The following is an 18511-nucleotide window of genomic DNA, read 5'->3' on the forward strand; positions in this document are numbered from 1 at the left end:
CATGGCGCTGCATTTCGAACGATCCGAATTCGACGCCCGCCGCGACCGGCTGATGATCGAAATGGCCGAAAAGAAGCTCGACGCCATCGTGCTGTTTGCCCAGGAGAGCATGTACTGGCTCACCGGCTTCGACACCTTCGGCTTCTGCTTCTTCCAGGCGCTGGTGATGAAGGCCGACGGCTCGATGACGCTGCTGACGCGGTCGGCCGACCTGCGCCAGGCCCGCCACACCTCCACCATCGACAACATCGTCGTCTGGACCGACCGCGACGGCGCCAACCCGACGCTCGACCTGCGCAACCTGCTCAACGATCTCGGCATGCTCGGAATGCGGATCGGCGTCGAATACGACACCCATGGCCTGACCGCCTTCAACGGCCGCCGTCTCGACGAGCAGCTCCAGACCTTTGGCCAGATTGTCGACGCCTCGGGCATCGTCGGGCGCCTGCGTCTGTTCAAGAGCCCGGCCGAAATCGAGAAGGCGGAGAAGGCGGCGAGCCTTGCCGACGACGCGCTCGACGCGGCCCTGCCGCTGATCAAGCAGGGTGGCGACGAGGCCAGGATCCTCGCGGCGATGCAGGGCGCGATCTTTTCAGGCGGTGGCGACTACCCGGCCAACGAGTTCATCATCGGCTCGGGCGCCGACGCGCTGCTGTGCCGCTACAAGGCCGGGCGCCGCAAGCTCAACAGGAACGACCAGCTGACGCTCGAGTGGGCCGGAGTGTTCCATCACTACCATGCGCCGATGATGCGCACGGCGCTCACCGGCAAGGTGTCAAAGCGTCACCAGGAACTGTATGACGCCTCGCTCGATGCGCTGCTTGCTGCCGAAAAGGCGATGACGCCCGGCAACACCTTTGGCGACGTCTTCGACGCGCACGCCCGAACTCTCGAAACACATGGCCTGACCAAGCACCGCCTGAACGCGTGCGGCTACTCGGTGGGTGCGCGTTTCACGCCTTCCTGGATGGACATGCCGATGTTCTACCAGGGCAATCCCGAGCCGATCGCACCGAACATGACGCTGTTTGCGCACATCATCATCATGGATTCCGAGGCCGAGACCGCAATGACCCTCGGCCGCACATATCTCACCACCGAATCCGCACCGCGGCCGCTTTCGCGCCATGATCTCGACTTGATCGTGCGGTGAGTGGCGATGTGCGCTGAGGGGCGTTTGGCAGGGAGCAACTGCAGATGAAACGTTGGTTCGGAGCCGCGGCGACACTATCCGCGCTCGTGGCGCTATCTGCTTGCAACAGCCCAAGGGACGTGCTCGAGCCGTCCACCATCGCGCCAACCGCGCAATCGAACGCGCTTGCCCAGGCCGAAGGCACCGCAACGACGGTCCCCGCTCCGGCCGCAGCCACGACGGCAACGGTTGCGCCATCGCCGCAGGCCACCGCGATCCTTGGCAAGACGCGCGTCCAGTTCGCCCCCATCGTCGGTACGCCCGTCGAGTCTGCCACGCCGCTGACCGAACGCCTCGGCGTCAGGGCGCGCGCCCGCGGCATCACACTTGCCGGCAGCACCGACACGACAGCGCCGGGTGTCATCATGCGTGGCTATTTCTCGGCGCTCACCGAAGGCCCGGATACGACCGTCGTCTACGTATGGGATGTCTACGATCCGGCCGGCACCCGACTGCACCGCATCAACGGGCAGCAAACGGCCGCTTCGGCCGCAGGCGGTGAAGGATGGCCCGCGGTTTCGCCCTCTACCATGCAGTCGATAGCCGACAGCACTATCGATCAGCTCGCCGAGTGGCTGGCTTCGCGTGCGGGATAAGCCGCGACATTCCGTTCCACTAAGTCGGTTTTTTGGGATTCCATGGCGAGTCCGCTTGCAATACAGCGTAGGGCCGGTAAAAGCCCGCTCATATTTCACTTCCAGGATCGGCGTATGAAACTCTTCGCGGGCAATTCCAACCGGGTGCTAGCAGAATCTGTCGCCCGATATCTCAACATTCCCCTCGGCAAAGCCAGCGTCAGGCGCTTTGCCGACCAGGAGATTTTCGTTGAAATCCAGGAGAACGTGCGCGGCGAGGATGTGTTCATCCTGCAGTCGACCGCTTTCCCGACCAACGATCACCTGATGGAACTGCTCATCATGATCGATGCCTTCATGCGTTCGTCGGCGCGGCGCATCACGGCGGTCATCCCCTATTTCGGCTACGCGCGTCAGGATCGCCGCGCTTCGGGCCGCACGCCGATCTCGGCCAAGCTGGTCGCCAACATGATCGCCCGCGCCGGCGCCAACCGCGTCCTGACGCTCGACCTGCATGCAGGCCAGATCCAGGGCTTCTTCGATATTCCGACCGACAACCTGTTTTCGATCCCGGTCATGGCCCGCGACGTCAAGGCCAAGTACAAGCAGCTGAACAACGTCATGGTCGTTTCGCCGGACGTCGGCGGCGTGGTGCGCGCCCGCGCGTTGGCCAAGCGCATCGATGCCCAGCTCGCCATCGTCGACAAGCGTCGCGAACGCCCAGGTGAATCCGAGGTCATGAACGTCATCGGCGAAGTGCACGGCAAGGACTGCCTGCTGGTCGACGATATCGTCGATTCCGGCGGCACGCTGTGCAACGCGGCCGATGCGTTGCTCGCCAAGGGCGCAACCAGCGTCACCGCCTACATCACCCACGGCGTGCTTTCCGGCGGCGCGGTCGCCCGCATCACCGGCTCGCAGTTGCAGGAACTGGTCATCACCGACTCGATCCAGCCGACCCAGGCGGTGATGGATGCTCACAACATCCGCGTCGTTTCGATCGCCGACCTGATCGGCGAGGCGATCTCGCGCACGGCAACCGAGGAATCGGTGTCGAGCCTGTTCGACTAGAGCGCCGTGCGTCCGAATGGACGCACAAAGGACGCTCTAACGTACTGAGTTGGCGCATCGTGCTTTCCGAAAATTGGGTCCGATTTTCGGGCCGATGCGCTAGGTCGTCAAGCCTGCTGGCTGAATTTCAAAGCCCCGTCCCGCTTTGCGGGGCGGGGCTTTCGTATGGTTCAGGCCAACTGCCACGCCATTCCGGCCAAGGCCGAAGCGGCCAGCACCACGATCATGTTGGCCTTGTAGCGGACCAGCGCCAGCCCCGCCCCGACGGCAATGCCTGCCGCCACCCAGTCGAACCGGCCGAAGTCGGGCGCAGGCAGCACGAGCGGTCCCCATGCGATTTCCCTGAAGCTGCCGAAGAGCACATGCAGGGCAAACCACACCGCCAGATTGGCGATGATTCCAACCACCGCGGCAGTCACCGCCGCCAGCCCGCTTGCCAGCCAGCGCACGTTGCGGACGGTCTCGACATAGGGCGCGCCAACAAAGATCCACAAAAAGCACGGCACGAAGGTGAACCACAGCGTCACCACGGCCCCGGCGACGCCGCCGGCAAGCGGCGCCAGCGCCGAAAGTCGTGCGCCGCCGAGAAAGCCGACAAACACCAGCACCAGGATCAGCGGCCCCGGCGTCGTCTCGGCAAGGCCGAGGCCGGTCAGCATCTCGTCCGGCTTCAGCCAGCCATAGACCTCGACCGCCTGCTGCGCGACATAGGCCAGCACCGCATAGGCGCCGCCAAACGTCACCGCCGCCATCTTGGAAAAGAACACTGCCTCGGTCGTGTAGACATGGTCCGGGCCGAACGCCTGCCACAGCACAACAAGCGGCAGGAACCAGATCGCCAGCCAGGCGCCGAGCGTGGTGAAGAACCGCCGCGCGCTCGGCTTCGTCCATTCCGGCATGGTGTAGGCAACGTCGCCCTCGTCGCCGGCCCTGGCGACGACGGAACCGGCAAGCCCCGTCAGATGCAGCAGCGCACCGATTGCTGCCGCAGCGAGCACGATCAGCGGGAACGGCAGCTTGAGAAAGGCGATGGCGACAAAGGCGGCGATGGCGAGGATGACCATGCTACCGTTCTTCAACGCCCGCCTCGACACCTTGATCAGCGCCTCGAGCACGACTGCGAGCACGGCAGCCTTGAGGCCGAACAACAGGCCCTGCACCAGCGTGATGTGGCCGACAGTCATGTAGATGGCCGACAGGGCGGTGATGACCACGGCACCGGGCAGCACGAACAGCAGCCCGGCCACCAGCCCTCCCCTGATGCCATGCAGCAGCCAGCCGGAGTAGGTCGCAAGCTGCATCGCCTCGGGTCCAGGCAGGAGCATGCAGTAGTTCAGCGCATGCAGGAAACGCGGCTCATCAAGCCAACGCTTCTCGTCGACCAGTATCTTGTGCATCAAGGCGATCTGCCCGGCCGGCCCGCCGAAAGACAGCAGGCCGATCTTGGCGAAGGTTCGCGTCGCCTCACCGAACGAGGGCGCGGGTCTCGGCAGCGTCGCATCCATGTCAAACCGCCCTTGCCGGCCAGTTGTGGGTTTCGTCGGTCGCGTGGCGGCACCAGCCATAGAGCCCGTCGTAGATCGTCATGCCCATCTCGAGTTGGGCATGATCGTCGTCCTCGATCGCCGACAGGCCAAGCGATATGGCGAGAAGTCCAGCAGCCTGCGGCTCCGTGTCAAGCCGTGCCGTATCGGCTCCCCTGACGATACGGGCGAGATGCAGCAGTGCGGGATCGGTCAAGCCGAACTCCGATATCAGCGTGTCGAAGCTGCAGTCGTCGCCGCGATGAGAATAGTGCACCTCCTTGATGTCGAAGGGGATGGCCCCGGTTTCGTCTGCGATGTCCTTGACCCATTCGGCGGAGACGAAATGGAAGACTGCAAGCGGATCGATGAAACGCCGGATCAGCCAGGGGCAGGCGATGCGATCGATCTTCGGCCGTGCTCGCGTCACCCATTCGCTCGGCCGGGGAAGTCCCGGCTCCAGACCGGGTGCCTCGCGCACCACCATCGGTCCGCCGGCGGCCTGCCAGGCATCGATGCCGCCTTCGAGCACGGCCGCATCCGCGCCCGCCGCCAGCAGCTTCGCCAGCGCGATCTCGCTGACATTATGGCCATGCGCGCAATAGACGACGATGCGGCGCCCTTCCGGCAACTGTGGCAGCCACTCGTCCACTTTCATGTGATCGCGCCACAGGGCGGCCGCAATCCGCGTCGGAGCGGCGGCAAACACCGCCTCGCGGCGCACATCGACGATCAGCGGGCACTTTCCAGTACCGACGAGACGGCTCAATTCTTGCGATGAGATCATTCTGGGCATGGTCCTTCCTCCGCACAACCCGGCGAAGGCGGAGCTTGGGCTCTTCAGCCTCACGGGGAGTCCACCATGCCCCCGATATGCGAATTCTATTTGAAAGTGCCGGCGGTTTCAATCATCTCAGCACGCCGTCCAGCGCCGGCAGACCGACGATAGCCGCAGTGGCGATCAGCCCGTAGCAGATGCGCCGGAACGTGGCCTCGTTGGCGCGGCTGAACAGATGCGAGCCGATGTAGAGGCCGAGCGCGAAGGTCGGCCCGATGGTCAGCGACAGCCCCACCGTCTCCCAGGTCAGCAGCCCCGCGATCAGATAGCTGGTGACCGAAAGCACGCTCGATATGGCGAAGTAGAGCACGATGTTGGCGCGCACCGTCAGCGGCTGGATGGCGCCGCCAAGCCAGTAGGCGACGACGGGCGGCCCGCCCACCTGGGCGGCACCCGAAAACAGCCCCGAGGTCATGCCTACGGCCGCCGTCAGGCTGGCGTGCGGGCGGCCGTGATAGCGCCAGCCCGACATCAGCAAGGCGAGCAGCCCGAAGACGATGGCAACGATCGCCCAGCGGATCGCCACCCCGTCGACATGGATGAGCAGATAGGTGCCGGCAGGCACGCCAATGACCGCGCCGAGCGCCATGACGCTGACATTCGACCGGTCGGCGTTTCGCCATGCCCTGGGAATAAGGCCGGGGGTCAAGACGAGATCGACGAGCAAAAGCAACGGCACCGCAAGCTTTGCCCCGACAAGCGAACTCGCGACAGGCACGAAGATCAGCGCCCCGCCGAAGCCGGAGAAGCCGCGCGCGCAACCGGCGACGAACGCGGTGACGACAAGGATCAGGATGGTGCTCGTTTGCAGGTCGAGCAAGAAGAAGTCTGGCATGGCTGAAATTGCATTCGTGAACGTTCGTGCCGGCGTGATACAGGCACGACGACATTTGCGCGAGCAGCCACTGACAAATCAGTACGGAGCCAGTCGTCGCAGGCCCCCACGGTTGCACTTTTTGCCGCCGTCCGTTATAGAGCCGCCACCCGCGTAGACACCCTTGGAGGCAACGCGGCGGAAGGCCGCCTCACCCGGCGGCTTTCGACGTTTACGGATCAGGCTACATGCCCTCCGTAGGCGCTCCATACAACCGAAAGGAAATGCCATGAGCGAAACATACGAGCTCAAGGCCGAAGCACGCGAACTGGTCGGTAAGGGGTCCGCCCGTGAAGTTCGTCGCAACGGCAAAGTGCCTGCAGTCATTTACGGCGACAAGCAGCCTCCCCTGGCCATCGCCCTGTCCTACAAGGACATTTTCTACAAGATCCATGGCGGCGGCTTCCTGACCACCGTGGCGACGATCGACGTCGACGGCAAGAAGATCAAGGTCCTGCCGAAGGACTACCAGCTCGATCCGGTCCGTGACTTCCCGATGCACGTCGACTTCCTGCGCGTTGGCGCAAACACCGAAGTCAACGTCCAGGTTCCGGTTCACTTCATCAATGAAGAGAAGTCGCCCGGCATCAAGCGCGGCGGCACGCTGAACATCGTCCGTCACGAGGTCGAGTTCCACTGCCCGGCCAACGCGATCCCCGAGTTCATCACCGTCGATCTCGACGGCACCGACATCGGCGATTCGATCCACATCTCGGCCGTCAAGCTGCCGAAGGGCGTGAAGCCCGTCATCTCCGACCGCGATTTCACCATCGCAACGATCGCCGGCACCTCGGCGTCGAAGTCGGAAGAAGGCGCAACCGAGGCTGCCTCCGAGGCATAATCGGCGCATACCCGGAGGACCCGAACATGCTGCTCTTTGCAGGTCTCGGCAATCCGGGTACGCAATACCAGAACAACCGGCACAATGTCGGCTACATGGCGGCGGACGCAATTGCCCGCCGCCATTCGTTTTCGCCCTGGACGAAAAAGTTCAAGGCGCTGATCGCCGAGGGCACGATTGCCGGCGAAAAGATCATCCTGATCAAGCCGCAGACTTTCATGAACCTGTCAGGCCAGTCGGTCGGCGAAGCCATGCGCTTCTACAAGCTTGCGCCGTCCGATCTCTCCGTCTTCTATGACGAACTCGACCTTGCCGCAGGCAAGGTGCGCGTCAAGATCGGTGGCGGTGCCGGCGGCCACAACGGCATCCGCTCGATCGACCAGCACATTCCCAAGGACTATCGCCGCGTCCGCATCGGCATCGGCCATCCCGGGGTCAAGGAGATGGTGCACGGCCATGTGCTCGGCGACTTCGCCAAGGCCGACAAGGAGTGGCTCGAGCCGCTGCTCGAGACCATCGCCGACAATGCCGATCTGGTCGCCAGGGGCGACGATGCCGGCTTCATGAACAAAGTGACGGTTGTCCTGCGCGACAGGCTGCAGCCGACCGGTGCAGATGATACGCCGCCGCCGAAAGCGCCCAAGCAGCAGGCACCGAAGGCCCAGAGCCACATCCGCCAGGCCCGCCCGAACCAGCCTGTCATCAAGGTTCCCGAGACCGGCCCGATGGCCGCGATGCTGAAGAAGCTGCTCGGCAAGGACTGAGCGACCCGCAAGGGCTTTCGCCTCGGGTCATGCGACAAGGGCGCGCAATACCCCTGCAGTCCGACGCAACCGTCCGGCGAGGTGCTGTCCAAAGCCCCTACGCTCGGTGAAGGCTCCTGACATAAATCCGACAGACCCCATGGTAGGAATTGCTCTTTGGCAACAAGGAGCGGTTCCGATGGTCTCTTCGGGCACCGACGTCATCTACATGTTCGCAATGTCGCTCGACGGCTTCATTGCCCGCGAGGACGGTACGTTTGACTGGCTCGACAACTTTCCACCTGACGACGACTACGACTTTTCCGGATTCATGGCGTCGCTGAGCGGCATCGTCATGGGGCGAGCAACCTATGATGTGGTGCGGCGCCACGACGAGTGGGCCTACGCGAAGTACCCCTGCCTGATCGCAACCTCGCGCCCGCTCGACAACCTGCCCGAAAACGCCGAGGCAATGGCCGGAACCCCTGCCGAAATGCTGGAAAATCTTCGCGCGCGAGGGGCAACGGGGCGCATCTGGCTGCTCGGTGGCGGCGACCTTGCCCGCCAGTTCATGGATGCCGGCCTGCTTGACACGATCGAGATCGGAACGATCCCCGTCATCCTCGGCTCGGGCATTCCAGCCTTCGGCGGCAAGCAGGCGGATCGCTGGCTCGACCTCGCCTTTGCCAAGCCCTTGGCCAATGGCGCGGTGCACGCGCAGTACCGCGTGCGTCGCTGAAAGACTTGACGATCCGAGGTCCTATCGCCCATAGCCCTGTTCAAATTCCGATTTCCCGATAGGACCAATCACCATGGGTTTCAAATGCGGCATCGTTGGCCTGCCCAACGTTGGCAAATCGACGCTTTTCAACGCGCTGACGCGCACGGCAGCCGCGCAGGCCGCAAACTATCCCTTCTGCACCATCGAGCCGAACACCGGCGAAGTGGCTGTGCCGGACCCGCGTCTCAAGCAGCTGGCCAACATCGCCAAGTCGAAGGAGATCATCCCGACCCGCATCTCCTTCGTCGACATCGCCGGCCTCGTGCGCGGCGCATCGAAAGGTGAAGGCCTGGGCAACCAGTTCCTCGCCAACATCCGCGAAGTCGACGCCATCGTGCACGTGCTGCGCTGCTTCGAAGACGACGACATCACCCATGTCGAGGGCCGCATCGACCCGGTCGCCGACGCCGAGACGGTCGAGACCGAGCTGATGCTCGCCGACCTCGAAAGCCTCGAGCGCCGCATCGTGCAGTTCCGCAAGCGAGCGGCCAGCAAGGACAAGGAAGCAACCACGGTCCTGCCGATGATGGAACAGGCGCTCGCCCTGCTGCAGGACGGCAAGCCGGCGCGCCTGCTGCTCAAGGGCATCGCGGCCGAGGATCTCGCCATCCTGCAGGGCCTGAATCTTCTGACCTCGCACCCCGTGCTCTATGTCTGCAACGTCGCCGAAAGCGACGCGGCGACCGGCAACGAGCATACCGCAGCGGTCCAGAAGATGGCCGAGGCGCAGGGCGCCGGCGTCGTCATCATCTCGGCCGCGATCGAGGCCGAAGTGGCGCAGCTGCCGGACGAGGAAGCGCAGGAATTCCTCGCCGACATGGGTCTCGACGAGCCGGGCCTGGATAAGCTGATTCGCGCCGGCTACGAGCTCCTGCACCTCATCACCTACTTCACCGTCGGCCCCAAGGAGACGCGCGCCTGGACCGTGCACAAGGGCGCCAAGGCGCCGCAGGCGGCGGGCGTCATCCACACCGACTTCGAACGCGGCTTCATCCGCGCCCAGACCATCGCCTTCAACGACTTCGTTACGCTCGGCGGCGAAGTTCCGGCCAAGGAAGCCGGCAAGGCACGCGACGAAGGCAAGGAATACGTCGTCCAGGACGGCGACGTCATGCTGTTCAAGTTCAACACCTGATTTCGCCGAGATCGCGCCGCATATGGCGGCGCGATCTATTCCTTATATTTCAATACGTTATCTAGTCGCGCATTAGCCTATTGAGGCCGCCCTCTCGCCGTGTCGCGACCATGGAACGATGGCGATGTGCGACAATTAGTCCTGCCAATCCTCGTCGAGAGACAGAGGATCAATTCTCGGCTGACCAAAGAAAGCTTGGCGGTGAAGATGGATGTTCACCCTGACCGCCACGTTTTTTTGAGGGGTATCCACACCGAGCTCGGCGTTCACCGTGGTGTTACGGATCATTTCCTCACCCCAGATGCCTAAATTGTCATCCCACTCATCGCTGCCGACCACGGCTAGCGCGGCATCCCTAAAATCCCACTCGTCGTCCTTGTTCCGAGCGATGTACCATGCGGTATCTGTCGGATAATCAATTCGGTCGAGTGGGCGGTTGGCAAACCCGCTGGGTTCCCTCGGGCGTGTGCTACCCCAATCGCCATAAATGACACGCTCGCGGTTCGAGTTTCGCGCGATCTGATCTACAAGTGTGCGATTGGTAAACGGTACGACTGAAGGCGCCTCGTCATTGAAGTTGGTGAACATTCGCGGGATTGAGGTGCACGAGCATATCACCGGAACTACAGGGTTGATGGCTGCCAGCGATGTGCGCATAAGGCCGGTGAACTTTGCGGCAAGCGACAGCGCATCATTGGTCCACCCGCCCTCCAGGATGATCGCAAAATCGGCTGTACCCTCGGCGTTGATCGCCCCGATGATCTGATCGAGATTGTTCGGCAGAGGGTCGATCATGATGCGGAAACAGTATGACCGCCCCAATTGCCGAACGGCCTGCATTTGCTGTCTGATTTCCGCTTCAGATAAGCCAATCGTCTGAATACAAGGCATGACCTCTTCATATTCGGCGATGAAGCCTACCCAATTCGCGTACGCGTGGGAAGGATCTAGGAGCGCCGAGTATTCCTGCTGAGCAGTGCTTTGGTCGTTGGTGATCTCATAGTCGCGATCCAAATCTAAGAAATAGGGGCGGTGTGGGAACGCCCGCTCAATCCTCGAAATTGTCCGCGACAGTGATTTCGAATTGGCCCACGGGGCCAAAAGAAAGCACGGGGTCATCCGGTCTTTGGTAGCTCCAGGAAGATATTCAAGACCAGTCATTTCGCTCGCGCGGACCGCAAGCGTAGGAACGTACTTGATGCCTTCTAGAACCATTTATGAGCCTATACTTCCGCCAATGTCGACAATCGGATTTCCATTGCAGCTTTCGACACTTCGAAACTGTCTGCAAGGCTTTCAATGGTCGCCTCGGTGATTATCCCTCCAAACTCTTCTCGGAGTTTCTTCTCGACCAGCGGCAGCGGCATAACAAGATCAGCGGCGAGACGGTTTGCCTCGTACTCGATGCGCTCAGGCGCGCCCGAGCGGTACAGCACATTGTCGGTGATCCCATCGGGCGAAGCATCGATCACATCCTTGTGAAGCAAGAAATGGGACAATTCGTGCCCGATCGTAAAACGCTGTCGTTCTCGCGCCTCGTTGCGATTTACCTTGATTACGTATCGATCGCCCTCACGCGCGACCTGTCCGGACACACCAGTCCGCATGGATGAAACCTTTATGTCGACGTCCAACGCCTTCGCTAGGCTGCCAAGTTTCACCGGGTAATCTGAGAGGTACTGCTTCACAACTGCGGCTTGGGCAGGCGAAATCCTTCTAAACTCTCTAGATGCCATCTTTGCCTCCTATCGTGTCTCGTCCATGGGGTCATTTCCCCATTCTTTTTCTTGTTCCAAGTCCTTGATTACCTTGAAGTTAAGATCGACGATCATCTTCCGTATTTTCACTTCTGCGAGGGCTTCTTCGGACACTTCCCGCGCGGTTTTTTCCGCAGCTTTTTGTGCCACATTGGTCGCCTCGGTCTTGAGGCCAGGTATCGTGTAAAACGCGACAACACCGATACCGATGGCAACCGCAGCAAGCACTGCCGTAACCGCCGTCAACATCACGCTCAGAAAGCTGAGATACGTCGGCAAACTCAGAGATGGTTCTTCCTGTGGCCCCGGTAGGCCGTCAACCGCATCGACAACGCCTAGAGACAAAAGCAGGTAGCAAACGACCAGGCCGCCGATGAAAACCGCGATGTACGAAACCGTCCGCACAAACCAACCCCCGACAATCACCGCATAACCAGCAGGCCCACGTTCCCCTAACGTTCCGGAAAAGCTGTACCAAGTTCACCAGATTATTCAATACCTCGGAATAGGTTACTGCCAACTTGTCGAGGCGTGTCCAAGCGCTGAGCACCAACAGAGCGGGGCGACGAGGACGACTTACAATTGCTGGGAAACAAACAAGGGCCGGTCAGTGACCGGCCCTGTGGCCTCACCCTGCGCGTACATCCGGCGTCAGGGGCAGCGCTCCGTGCCCGACCATTAACTTTTCATTAACCAACCCTCGCTAGGTTGCTCTGGAGATTGCAGATCGTCTCCACCTTTGACCACGGATGTACTGGCATGGGATGTTGAGACGCTAGAGAAAGGTCGGGTTTGCCCCGGCCTTTTTTGCTTTTGGAGATCATGGTGACAGGGTCTTCCCGGGGCCGGATTTGGCGCTATGGTGCACCAGCCCTCAAACAGGCGCTCACTCAACCCCAGCATCGGGAGACCCGGCGATGATCAAGGCTTTCGTCGTGGAAAACGACCGGCTCCGCCCGGCGGACGGAATGGATGCGGAACAGGATGCCATCGCCTGGGTGGATTTGTACAACCCGACCAGGGACGAAGAGGCTGCGATTGAAAAGCTGCTCGGCGTTGGCATCCCGACGCGCGAGGAGATGGAAGAGATCGAGATCTCCTCGCGGCTTTACGTCGAGGACGGCGCCTACTTCATGACCGCCACCTTGCCGTCGCAGGCCGATACGGATGAACCGGTGATGTCGCCGGTGACCTTCGTCCTGCGCCGCAATCTGCTCGTCACCATCCGCTATCACGAGCCCAAGGCGTTCCTCGCCTTCCCGATGCGGGCTGAAAAGGCGGCCATCGGCTGTACCAGCAGCGACACCATCCTGGTCGGCCTGCTCGAAGCCATTGTCGACCGCCTGGCCGACGTGCTGGAGCGTATTTCGCGCGACGTCGAGGCGCTGTCCAAGGACATTTTCAACCCGACCGCCACCAAGGCGTCGAAGCGCGACCGAGACTTCCAGGTGATCCTCAAGGGCATCGGCCGCAAGGAGTCACTAACCGCCAACATGCGCGACAGCCTGACATCGCTGCAGCGCCTCTCCGGCTTTCTCGCCAACGCCACCACCCAGGGCAAGAATGGCAAGGATGCCAAGGCGCGGGTCAAGACGCTGTCGCGCGACATCTCCTCGCTGACCGACCACGCCTCGTTCCAGTCGCAGAAGATCACCTTCCTGCTCGACGCCACACTTGGCATGATCAACATCGAGCAGAACGGCATCATCAAGATCGTCTCGGTGGCTGCGGTCGTGTTCCTGCCGCCGACACTCGTCGCCTCGATCTACGGCATGAACTTCGACCTGATGCCGGAGCTCAAATGGCTGTTCGGCTACCCCTTCGCGCTCGGCATGATGGTCGTCTCGGCGATCCTGCCCTACTGGTACTTCCGCCGCCGCGGCTGGCTGTGACCCCACCCTCCCTGATCTGGCCTTGCAAGCCGCGTCCCGCCGGTTCAAGATAAATCGTACAAGATTGAACAGGATTGCCAATGACCGCCAGGACATGGGCCTATGAGGATTTCGTCGAGGGCGCGGTAATCGCCCTCGGCTCGAAGACCGTCATGGCAGAAGAGATCGTCGAGTTCGCATCCGAATTCGATGCCCAGCCGTTTCATCTCGACGAGGAGGCAGGCAAGGCGAGCATCCTCGGCGGCCTGTCCGCTTCGGGCTGGCACACCTGCGCGATGTTCATGCGCATGCTGTGCGATGCCTTTCTGCTCGATTCCACCTCGCAGGGCTCACCCGGCGTCGACTTTGCGAAGTGGAAGAAGCCTGTGCTTGCCGGAGATGTCCTTAGCGGCCGCCTGACCATCCTGACGACCCGGCAGTCGCGCTCGAAGCCGTCGCTCGGTTTCGTCACCTGGCACGCCGAGCTTCTGAACCAGAGGGACGAGATCGTCTTCGAGTTCCAGAACAGCTGCATGTTCCTGACCAGGGAGGCCGCGCAATGACGCTCGACGAGTATCTGGGCATCGGCGTCACCATCACCCTCGGCAGCCATCGCTTCGACGCCGAGTCAATCAAGGACTTTGCCCGCAAATACGACCCGCAGCCGTTCCACACCGACGAGGAGGCAGCCAGGCACAGCGTGTTCGGCCGACTTTGCGCCTCCGGCTGGCACACGACCGCAGCCTGGATGAAGCTCAACCTCGCCCATCGCGGACGCGCCTGGGTAGGCCCCGGACCCCGGCCGGAATTCGGCCCCTCGCCCGGCTTCAAGAACCTCAAATGGCTGAAGCCCGTCTATGCCGGCGAAACGGTCACATACACGCGCACCGGCATCGACCATCGCCCGCTCGCCTCGCGGCCGGGCTGGCGCATCATGACGCTGCATTCCGAAGGCTTCGACAGCACCGGCGACAAGGTCGTCGAGTTCGATAGCGCCGTGCTGGTCAAGGTGGGGTAACAGGCTCATTCACCAAGAGCAGGAGACCGCCAAATCGGGTTCAGCGGCAGTTCGCCTGAGCTTCGGCCCGGCAGGTAGCGGTCACAACGCCAAGGGCCACGTGGTGTTGGAGAGTTCACCACGCCACGAGAAGGCCTTGTCAGTGCCCGTCAAAGGCAACCAGCGTGCGGACGTCGACGCCGAGCGCTTCGAGCTTCTTGCGGCCTCCCAGCTCCGGCAAATCGATAACGAAGCAGGCGGCAACGATGTCGGCTCCGATCTGGCGCAGCAGCTTGACGGCGGCTTCCGCAGTGCCGCCGGTGGCGATCAGGTCGTCGACCAGGATGACCTTTTCGCCCGGCTTGACCGCATCCTTGTGCATCTCCATCTCGTCGATGCCGTATTCCAGGCTGTAGGCGATGCGCACGGTCTCGTGCGGCAGCTTGCCCTTCTTGCGGATCGGCACGAAGCCGGCCGACATCTGGTGCGCCATGGCGCCGCCCAGGATGAAGCCACGCGCCTCGATGCCGGCGATCTTGGAGACCTGGGTTCCGGCATAGGGGTGGACCAGCTCATCGATGGCGCGGCGGAAAGCGCGCGCGTCGCCGAGCAGCGTGGTGATGTCGCGGAACATGACGCCCGGCTGCGGATAGTCGGGAATGTTGCGGATCGAGTCGCGCAGCGTCTGTTCAAGGGAAGAGTTCATCAGTGGGGGCTCCGTTGCCTGCAGCGGCGCACGCGAGGGAGCGCAAAGGACGCTGCAGCACTTTGAATTTGCGCATGCGCCCGACGAAAACCGTCGCTGGCTTCCGGGCCATGCCCGACACTTTTGCCGGGTTGGGCGGCAAAAGAAAAGGGCGCCTTTCGGCGCCCCCTCGATTTCTTTGTCGGCTTGTCGAGATCAGTGAGCGTTGGCCCAGACCTTGCGCTTGGTCGCGTAGACCAGGCCAGCAAACAGCACCAGGAAGATCATGACGGCGAAGCCGGTCTGCTTGCGCGCTTCGAGGTGCGGCTCGGCCGCCCACATCAGGAACGCGGCAACGTCCTTGGAGTACTGGTCGACCGTCTCGGGCGCGCCATCCTCGTAGGTCACCTGGCCGTCCGAAAGCGGCTTGGCCATGGCCAGCGACTTGCCGGCGATGAAGTACGGGTTGTAGTGCGTGCCCTCGGCGATTTCCATGCCGGCCGGCGGCTGCTCGTCATAGCCGGTCAGAAGCGCGTGGATATAGTCCGGACCGTTCGACGCATACATCGTGAAGATGTCGAAGACGAAGGTCGGGAAGCCGCGCTCGACGCCGCGCGCCTTGGCGATCAGCGAGAAGTCGGGTGGAGCAGCGCCGTTGTTGGCCAGGGCAGCAGCAACGCTGTTGGGGAACGGCGAAGGGAAATGATCGCCCGGCAGAGCCTTGCGCATGAACATTTCGCCATCGGCGTTCGGACCGTCCTGCACTTCGTACTCGGCGGCGAAGGCCTTCACCTGGGCCTCGTTGTAGCCGAGATCCTCCAGCGTGCGGAACGCCACAAGGTCCATCGAATGACAGGCCGAGCAGACTTCCTTGTAGATCTTCAGGCCGCGCTGCAGCTGAGCCTTGTCGTAGGTGCCGAACGGCCCTGCAAAGGTCCAGTCCATTTCCTTCGGCTTGTGGATCGGGAAGTGCGTCGGCTCAGCCGCGTTGTGCGCTTCCTCGGCTGCGAAGGCTACGCCGGTAGCCCCGGCGAGCACGAAGCCAATGGCAGCCAGACCATTGAGAATCTTTTTCATTCCAAAATCCCTCTCAGATTCTCGTTGGCTCAGCCGCGGGTTTCAGGTGCAGCGGTCGCACCTGCAGGATGAGCGGAACCCGACTTGTTCTTCTCGAGCACGGCTTCCGTGATCGAATTGGGCAGGCGGCGCGGCGTCTCGATGAGACCGAGGACCGGCATGATGACCAGGAAGAACGCGAAGTAGTAAAGCGTGGCCAGCTGCGACATGATCACGTAGGCGCCTTCAGCCGGACGGGAGCCGAGCCAGCCAAGGAAGATGGCGTTGGCAACGAAGAGCCAGAAGAACAGCTTGTACCAGGGACGGTAGACGGCCGAACGGACCTTCGAGGTGTCCAGCCACGGCACCACGAACAGCACGGCGATCGAACCGAACATGGCCAGCACGCCGCCGAGCTTGGAATCGATCGGCCCGATGTTGAAGGTGATGGCGCGCAGGATCGCGTAGAACGGCAGGTAGTACCATTCCGGAACGATGTGCGACGGGGTCTTCAGCGAGTCGGCCATGATGTAGTTGTCGGGATGGCCGAGGAAGTTCGGGATGTAGAAGATGAAGTAGGCGAACACGGCCAGGAACACGACCATGGCGAAACCATCCTTGATGGTCGCATAGGGCGTGAAGGCGACAGTGTCGGTCTTCGACTTCACTTCGATGCCGGTCGGGTTGGTCTGGCCGACGACGTGCAGAGCCCAGACGTGCAGGATGACGACGCCGGCGATCATGAACGGCAGCAGGTAGTGCAGCGCAAAGAAGCGGTTCAGCGTCGGATTGTCGACGGCAAAGCCGCCGAGCAGCAGCTGCTGGACCCACTCGCCGACCACGGGAATGGCGGTGAAGAAGCCGGTGATGACGGTCGCGCCCCAGAAGGACATCTGCCCCCAGGGCAGAACGTAGCCCATGAAGCCGGTTGCCATCATCAGCAGGTAGATGATGCAGCCGAGGATCCACAAAAGCTCACGCGGCGCCTTGTAGGAGCCGTAGTAAAGACCGCGCATGATGTGGATGTAGACGGCGATGAAGAAGAACGACGCGCCGTTGGAGTGCATGTAGCGCAGCAGCCAGCCGGAGTTGACGTCGCGCATGATCTTTTCGACCGACTGGAAGGCCAGCGTCGTGTCGTTGGCGTAGTGCATGGCCAGCACGACGCCGGTCAGGATCTGCGCCACCAGCATGATCGAGAGAATGCCGCCGAAGGTGTAGGCGTAATTCAGGTTGCGCGGAACTGGGTAGGAAACGAACGAATCGTGCACCAGCCGCGGCAGCGGCATGCGTGCATCGATCCAGCGGCCGATGCCAGTTGTGGGCGAATAGGTCGAGTGTCCACCGCTCATGGAATTAAGTCCCCCTGCCTCAGCCTATCCGGATCGTCGTGTCGGAAATAAACTGGAATGTCGGAATATGAAGGTTCTCCGGCGCCGGTCCTTTGCGGATGCGGCCCGCGGTATCGTAGTGGGAGCCGTGGCACGGGCAGAACCAGCCGCCGAAATCGCCCTGCTGGCCGAGCGGCACGCAACCCAGATGGGTGCAGACGCCAACCATGACCAGCCAGTTTTCCTTGCCTTCGCCAGCCGTGCGATCGATGTCGTTGGCGGGTGCGTCGGCAGCGATGTTGGCGTTGCGCGCGATCGGATCCTTGAGATCGACCAGCGGCACTTCCTGCGCCGCCTTGACTTCTTCAGGCGTACGATTGCGGATGAACACCGGCTTGCCGCGCCACTTGACGGTCAGCGACATGCCTGGCGTCAGCGTCGAGACGTCGACTTCCACCGAGGAAGCGGCCAGCGTCGAAGCATCAGGACGCATCTGGTCGATGAACGGCCAAGCGAGGGCGCCGGCTCCGACCACGCCGGCCATGCCGGTGGCCACATAAAGAAAATCGCGGCGATTGGGCTCGCTCGTATCGGTTGCGCTCACGGGACCTGATCCTTTTGCCTCAATTCCAACCGGAGGCTGAGCACTTGTCCCCGCTCAACAATGCCAGCCCGACGGCGCATGGCTACCAGGCTAGCGAATTCCTCCGGCATTTGGACTTCGGTTTATGCGTGAAGGCCGTTTTTGTCCAGACTGGACAAGACACATGGGCAGATTGTCGCGGGGTTCAAGCAAGGCAGTGGAAAACCTTAGCGGAATGGCGAAATTCAGCGGGTTTCGGCTCCCCGAGCCTGGATCGCAAGGCGACCCCGTTCGCGCTGACGCCGGCTGCTCCGCAAGCTGGACAGCCGCGCGACCTGGTCAGGCCGCGCCGAGTCGCACCAGCACCTCTCCTGGGATTGCGTAGTCGCGGATGGCATCGTCATGACGGCGCAATCCGCACAGCTCCCGCTGGATGAAATAGGCGTAGACGGCGTCCGCCGCCGCCTTGAGCAGGACGCGGCGCTCCCCGGCCTCGCCCTTGTGCTCGTTGAGCTTGCCAAGAGCTGCGGCTACGCGCTCGCCCGAGCGCCCGAGTGCCACCGCCTTTTCCGCCAGCAACTCGTACTCGAGCACGTTGAACGCCTGCTCGGAGCGGGTCGAGAGTATCGAGGGCGGGCGGACGGATGACATCGCCTGA

The 18511-nt window shown here is 62.2% G+C and carries 21 protein-coding genes; 10 read left to right on the plus strand and 11 right to left on the minus strand.

Annotated features, from left to right (window positions below):
• The first annotated feature begins 1 nt into the window (after position 1).
• The 3 genes from PCJ21_RS06880 (at position 2) to PCJ21_RS06890 (ending at position 2838) form a co-directional block, all read left to right on the plus strand.
• A complete protein-coding gene (locus PCJ21_RS06880; RefSeq protein ID WP_269930628.1) occupies positions 2-1153 on the plus strand; it encodes a M24 family metallopeptidase in 1152 nt (383 codons plus the stop codon).
• Between the two features lie 44 nt (positions 1154-1197).
• Positions 1198-1788: a hypothetical protein gene (locus PCJ21_RS06885; protein WP_269930629.1), complete on the plus strand. Its 591-nt coding sequence runs from the start codon at positions 1198-1200 to the stop codon at positions 1786-1788.
• A 114-nt stretch (positions 1789-1902) separates the two neighbouring features.
• Entirely contained in the window at positions 1903-2838 is a 936-nt protein-coding gene (locus PCJ21_RS06890) for a ribose-phosphate pyrophosphokinase (protein ID WP_269930630.1), read from the plus strand.
• Between the two features lie 170 nt (positions 2839-3008).
• Here PCJ21_RS06890 and chrA read toward each other — a convergent pair whose 3' ends face one another.
• From chrA to PCJ21_RS06905, 3 genes are all read right to left on the minus strand, one after another.
• Positions 3009-4343, minus strand: coding sequence for a chromate efflux transporter (gene chrA, locus PCJ21_RS06895; protein WP_269930631.1), 1335 nt, complete (start codon positions 4341-4343; stop codon positions 3009-3011).
• A 1-nt stretch (position 4344) separates the two neighbouring features.
• Complete coding sequence (locus tag PCJ21_RS06900) at positions 4345-5148, minus strand: chromate resistance protein ChrB domain-containing protein (protein ID WP_442865972.1); 804 nt, start codon at positions 5146-5148, stop codon at positions 4345-4347.
• Positions 5149-5269: 121 nt separating this feature from the next.
• A complete protein-coding gene (locus PCJ21_RS06905; protein ID WP_269930633.1) occupies positions 5270-6034 on the minus strand; it encodes a sulfite exporter TauE/SafE family protein in 765 nt (254 codons plus the stop codon).
• A 268-nt stretch (positions 6035-6302) separates the two neighbouring features.
• Between PCJ21_RS06905 and PCJ21_RS06910 the strand changes: the two genes are divergently transcribed.
• From PCJ21_RS06910 to ychF, 4 genes are all read left to right on the plus strand, one after another.
• Entirely contained in the window at positions 6303-6914 is a 612-nt protein-coding gene (locus PCJ21_RS06910; protein WP_269930634.1) for a 50S ribosomal protein L25/general stress protein Ctc, read from the plus strand.
• A gap of 26 nt (positions 6915-6940) precedes the next feature.
• Complete coding sequence (pth, locus tag PCJ21_RS06915) at positions 6941-7678, plus strand: aminoacyl-tRNA hydrolase (RefSeq protein WP_269930635.1); 738 nt, start codon at positions 6941-6943, stop codon at positions 7676-7678.
• A gap of 178 nt (positions 7679-7856) precedes the next feature.
• Complete coding sequence (locus PCJ21_RS06920; protein ID WP_269930636.1) at positions 7857-8396, plus strand: dihydrofolate reductase family protein; 540 nt, start codon at positions 7857-7859, stop codon at positions 8394-8396.
• 73 nt (positions 8397-8469) lie between these two features.
• The gene (gene ychF / locus PCJ21_RS06925) at positions 8470-9573 is read left to right on the plus strand and encodes a redox-regulated ATPase YchF (protein ID WP_269930637.1); all 1104 of its coding nucleotides are present in this window, start codon (positions 8470-8472) and stop codon (positions 9571-9573) included.
• A 135-nt stretch (positions 9574-9708) separates the two neighbouring features.
• On the opposite strand, the gene PCJ21_RS06930 is transcribed toward ychF, so the two are convergent.
• The 3 genes from PCJ21_RS06930 to PCJ21_RS06940 are packed head-to-tail and all read right to left on the minus strand — an operon-like array spanning position 9709 to position 11735.
• Complete coding sequence (locus PCJ21_RS06930) at positions 9709-10788, minus strand: beta family protein (RefSeq protein ID WP_269930638.1); 1080 nt, start codon at positions 10786-10788, stop codon at positions 9709-9711.
• A gap of 8 nt (positions 10789-10796) precedes the next feature.
• Positions 10797-11309 carry an ImmA/IrrE family metallo-endopeptidase gene (locus tag PCJ21_RS06935; RefSeq protein WP_269930639.1) on the minus strand — a complete coding sequence of 171 codons (513 nt, stop codon included), beginning with the start codon at positions 11307-11309 and terminating at the stop codon, positions 10797-10799.
• A 9-nt stretch (positions 11310-11318) separates the two neighbouring features.
• On the minus strand, positions 11319-11735 hold the full coding sequence (locus PCJ21_RS06940; RefSeq protein ID WP_269930640.1) for a hypothetical protein: 417 nt from the start codon (positions 11733-11735) through the stop codon (positions 11319-11321).
• A 512-nt stretch (positions 11736-12247) separates the two neighbouring features.
• Here PCJ21_RS06940 and corA point away from each other — a divergent pair.
• From corA to PCJ21_RS06955, 3 genes are all read left to right on the plus strand, one after another.
• Positions 12248-13222 carry a magnesium/cobalt transporter CorA gene (corA, locus tag PCJ21_RS06945; protein ID WP_269930641.1) on the plus strand — a complete coding sequence of 325 codons (975 nt, stop codon included), beginning with the start codon at positions 12248-12250 and terminating at the stop codon, positions 13220-13222.
• 80 nt (positions 13223-13302) lie between these two features.
• A complete protein-coding gene (locus PCJ21_RS06950) occupies positions 13303-13764 on the plus strand; it encodes a MaoC family dehydratase (protein ID WP_269930642.1) in 462 nt (153 codons plus the stop codon).
• On the plus strand, positions 13761-14219 hold the full coding sequence (locus tag PCJ21_RS06955) for a MaoC family dehydratase (protein ID WP_269930643.1): 459 nt from the start codon (positions 13761-13763) through the stop codon (positions 14217-14219). The genes PCJ21_RS06950 and PCJ21_RS06955 overlap by 4 nt, the downstream gene beginning before the upstream one ends.
• Before the next feature lie 139 nt (positions 14220-14358).
• Here PCJ21_RS06955 and PCJ21_RS06960 read toward each other — a convergent pair whose 3' ends face one another.
• From PCJ21_RS06960 to PCJ21_RS06980, 5 genes are all read right to left on the minus strand, one after another.
• On the minus strand, positions 14359-14904 hold the full coding sequence (locus tag PCJ21_RS06960) for an adenine phosphoribosyltransferase (RefSeq protein ID WP_269930644.1): 546 nt from the start codon (positions 14902-14904) through the stop codon (positions 14359-14361).
• Between the two features lie 195 nt (positions 14905-15099).
• Complete coding sequence (locus tag PCJ21_RS06965; RefSeq protein ID WP_269930645.1) at positions 15100-15960, minus strand: cytochrome c1; 861 nt, start codon at positions 15958-15960, stop codon at positions 15100-15102.
• Between the two features lie 29 nt (positions 15961-15989).
• Positions 15990-17291 (minus strand): cytochrome b, encoded by a 1302-nt coding sequence (locus PCJ21_RS06970; protein WP_269930646.1) that lies wholly within the window; start codon positions 17289-17291, stop codon positions 15990-15992.
• 19 nt (positions 17292-17310) lie between these two features.
• The gene (petA, locus tag PCJ21_RS06975; protein ID WP_269930647.1) at positions 17311-17874 is read right to left on the minus strand and encodes a ubiquinol-cytochrome c reductase iron-sulfur subunit; all 564 of its coding nucleotides are present in this window, start codon (positions 17872-17874) and stop codon (positions 17311-17313) included.
• A gap of 318 nt (positions 17875-18192) precedes the next feature.
• On the minus strand, positions 18193-18504 hold the full coding sequence (locus PCJ21_RS06980; protein ID WP_269930648.1) for a DUF6665 family protein: 312 nt from the start codon (positions 18502-18504) through the stop codon (positions 18193-18195).
• Positions 18505-18511: the final 7 nt, after the last annotated feature.

It is taken from the genome of Aminobacter sp. HY435 (assembly GCF_027568395.1).
In the GTDB taxonomy this organism is placed as follows: Bacteria; Pseudomonadota; Alphaproteobacteria; order Rhizobiales; family Rhizobiaceae; genus Aminobacter.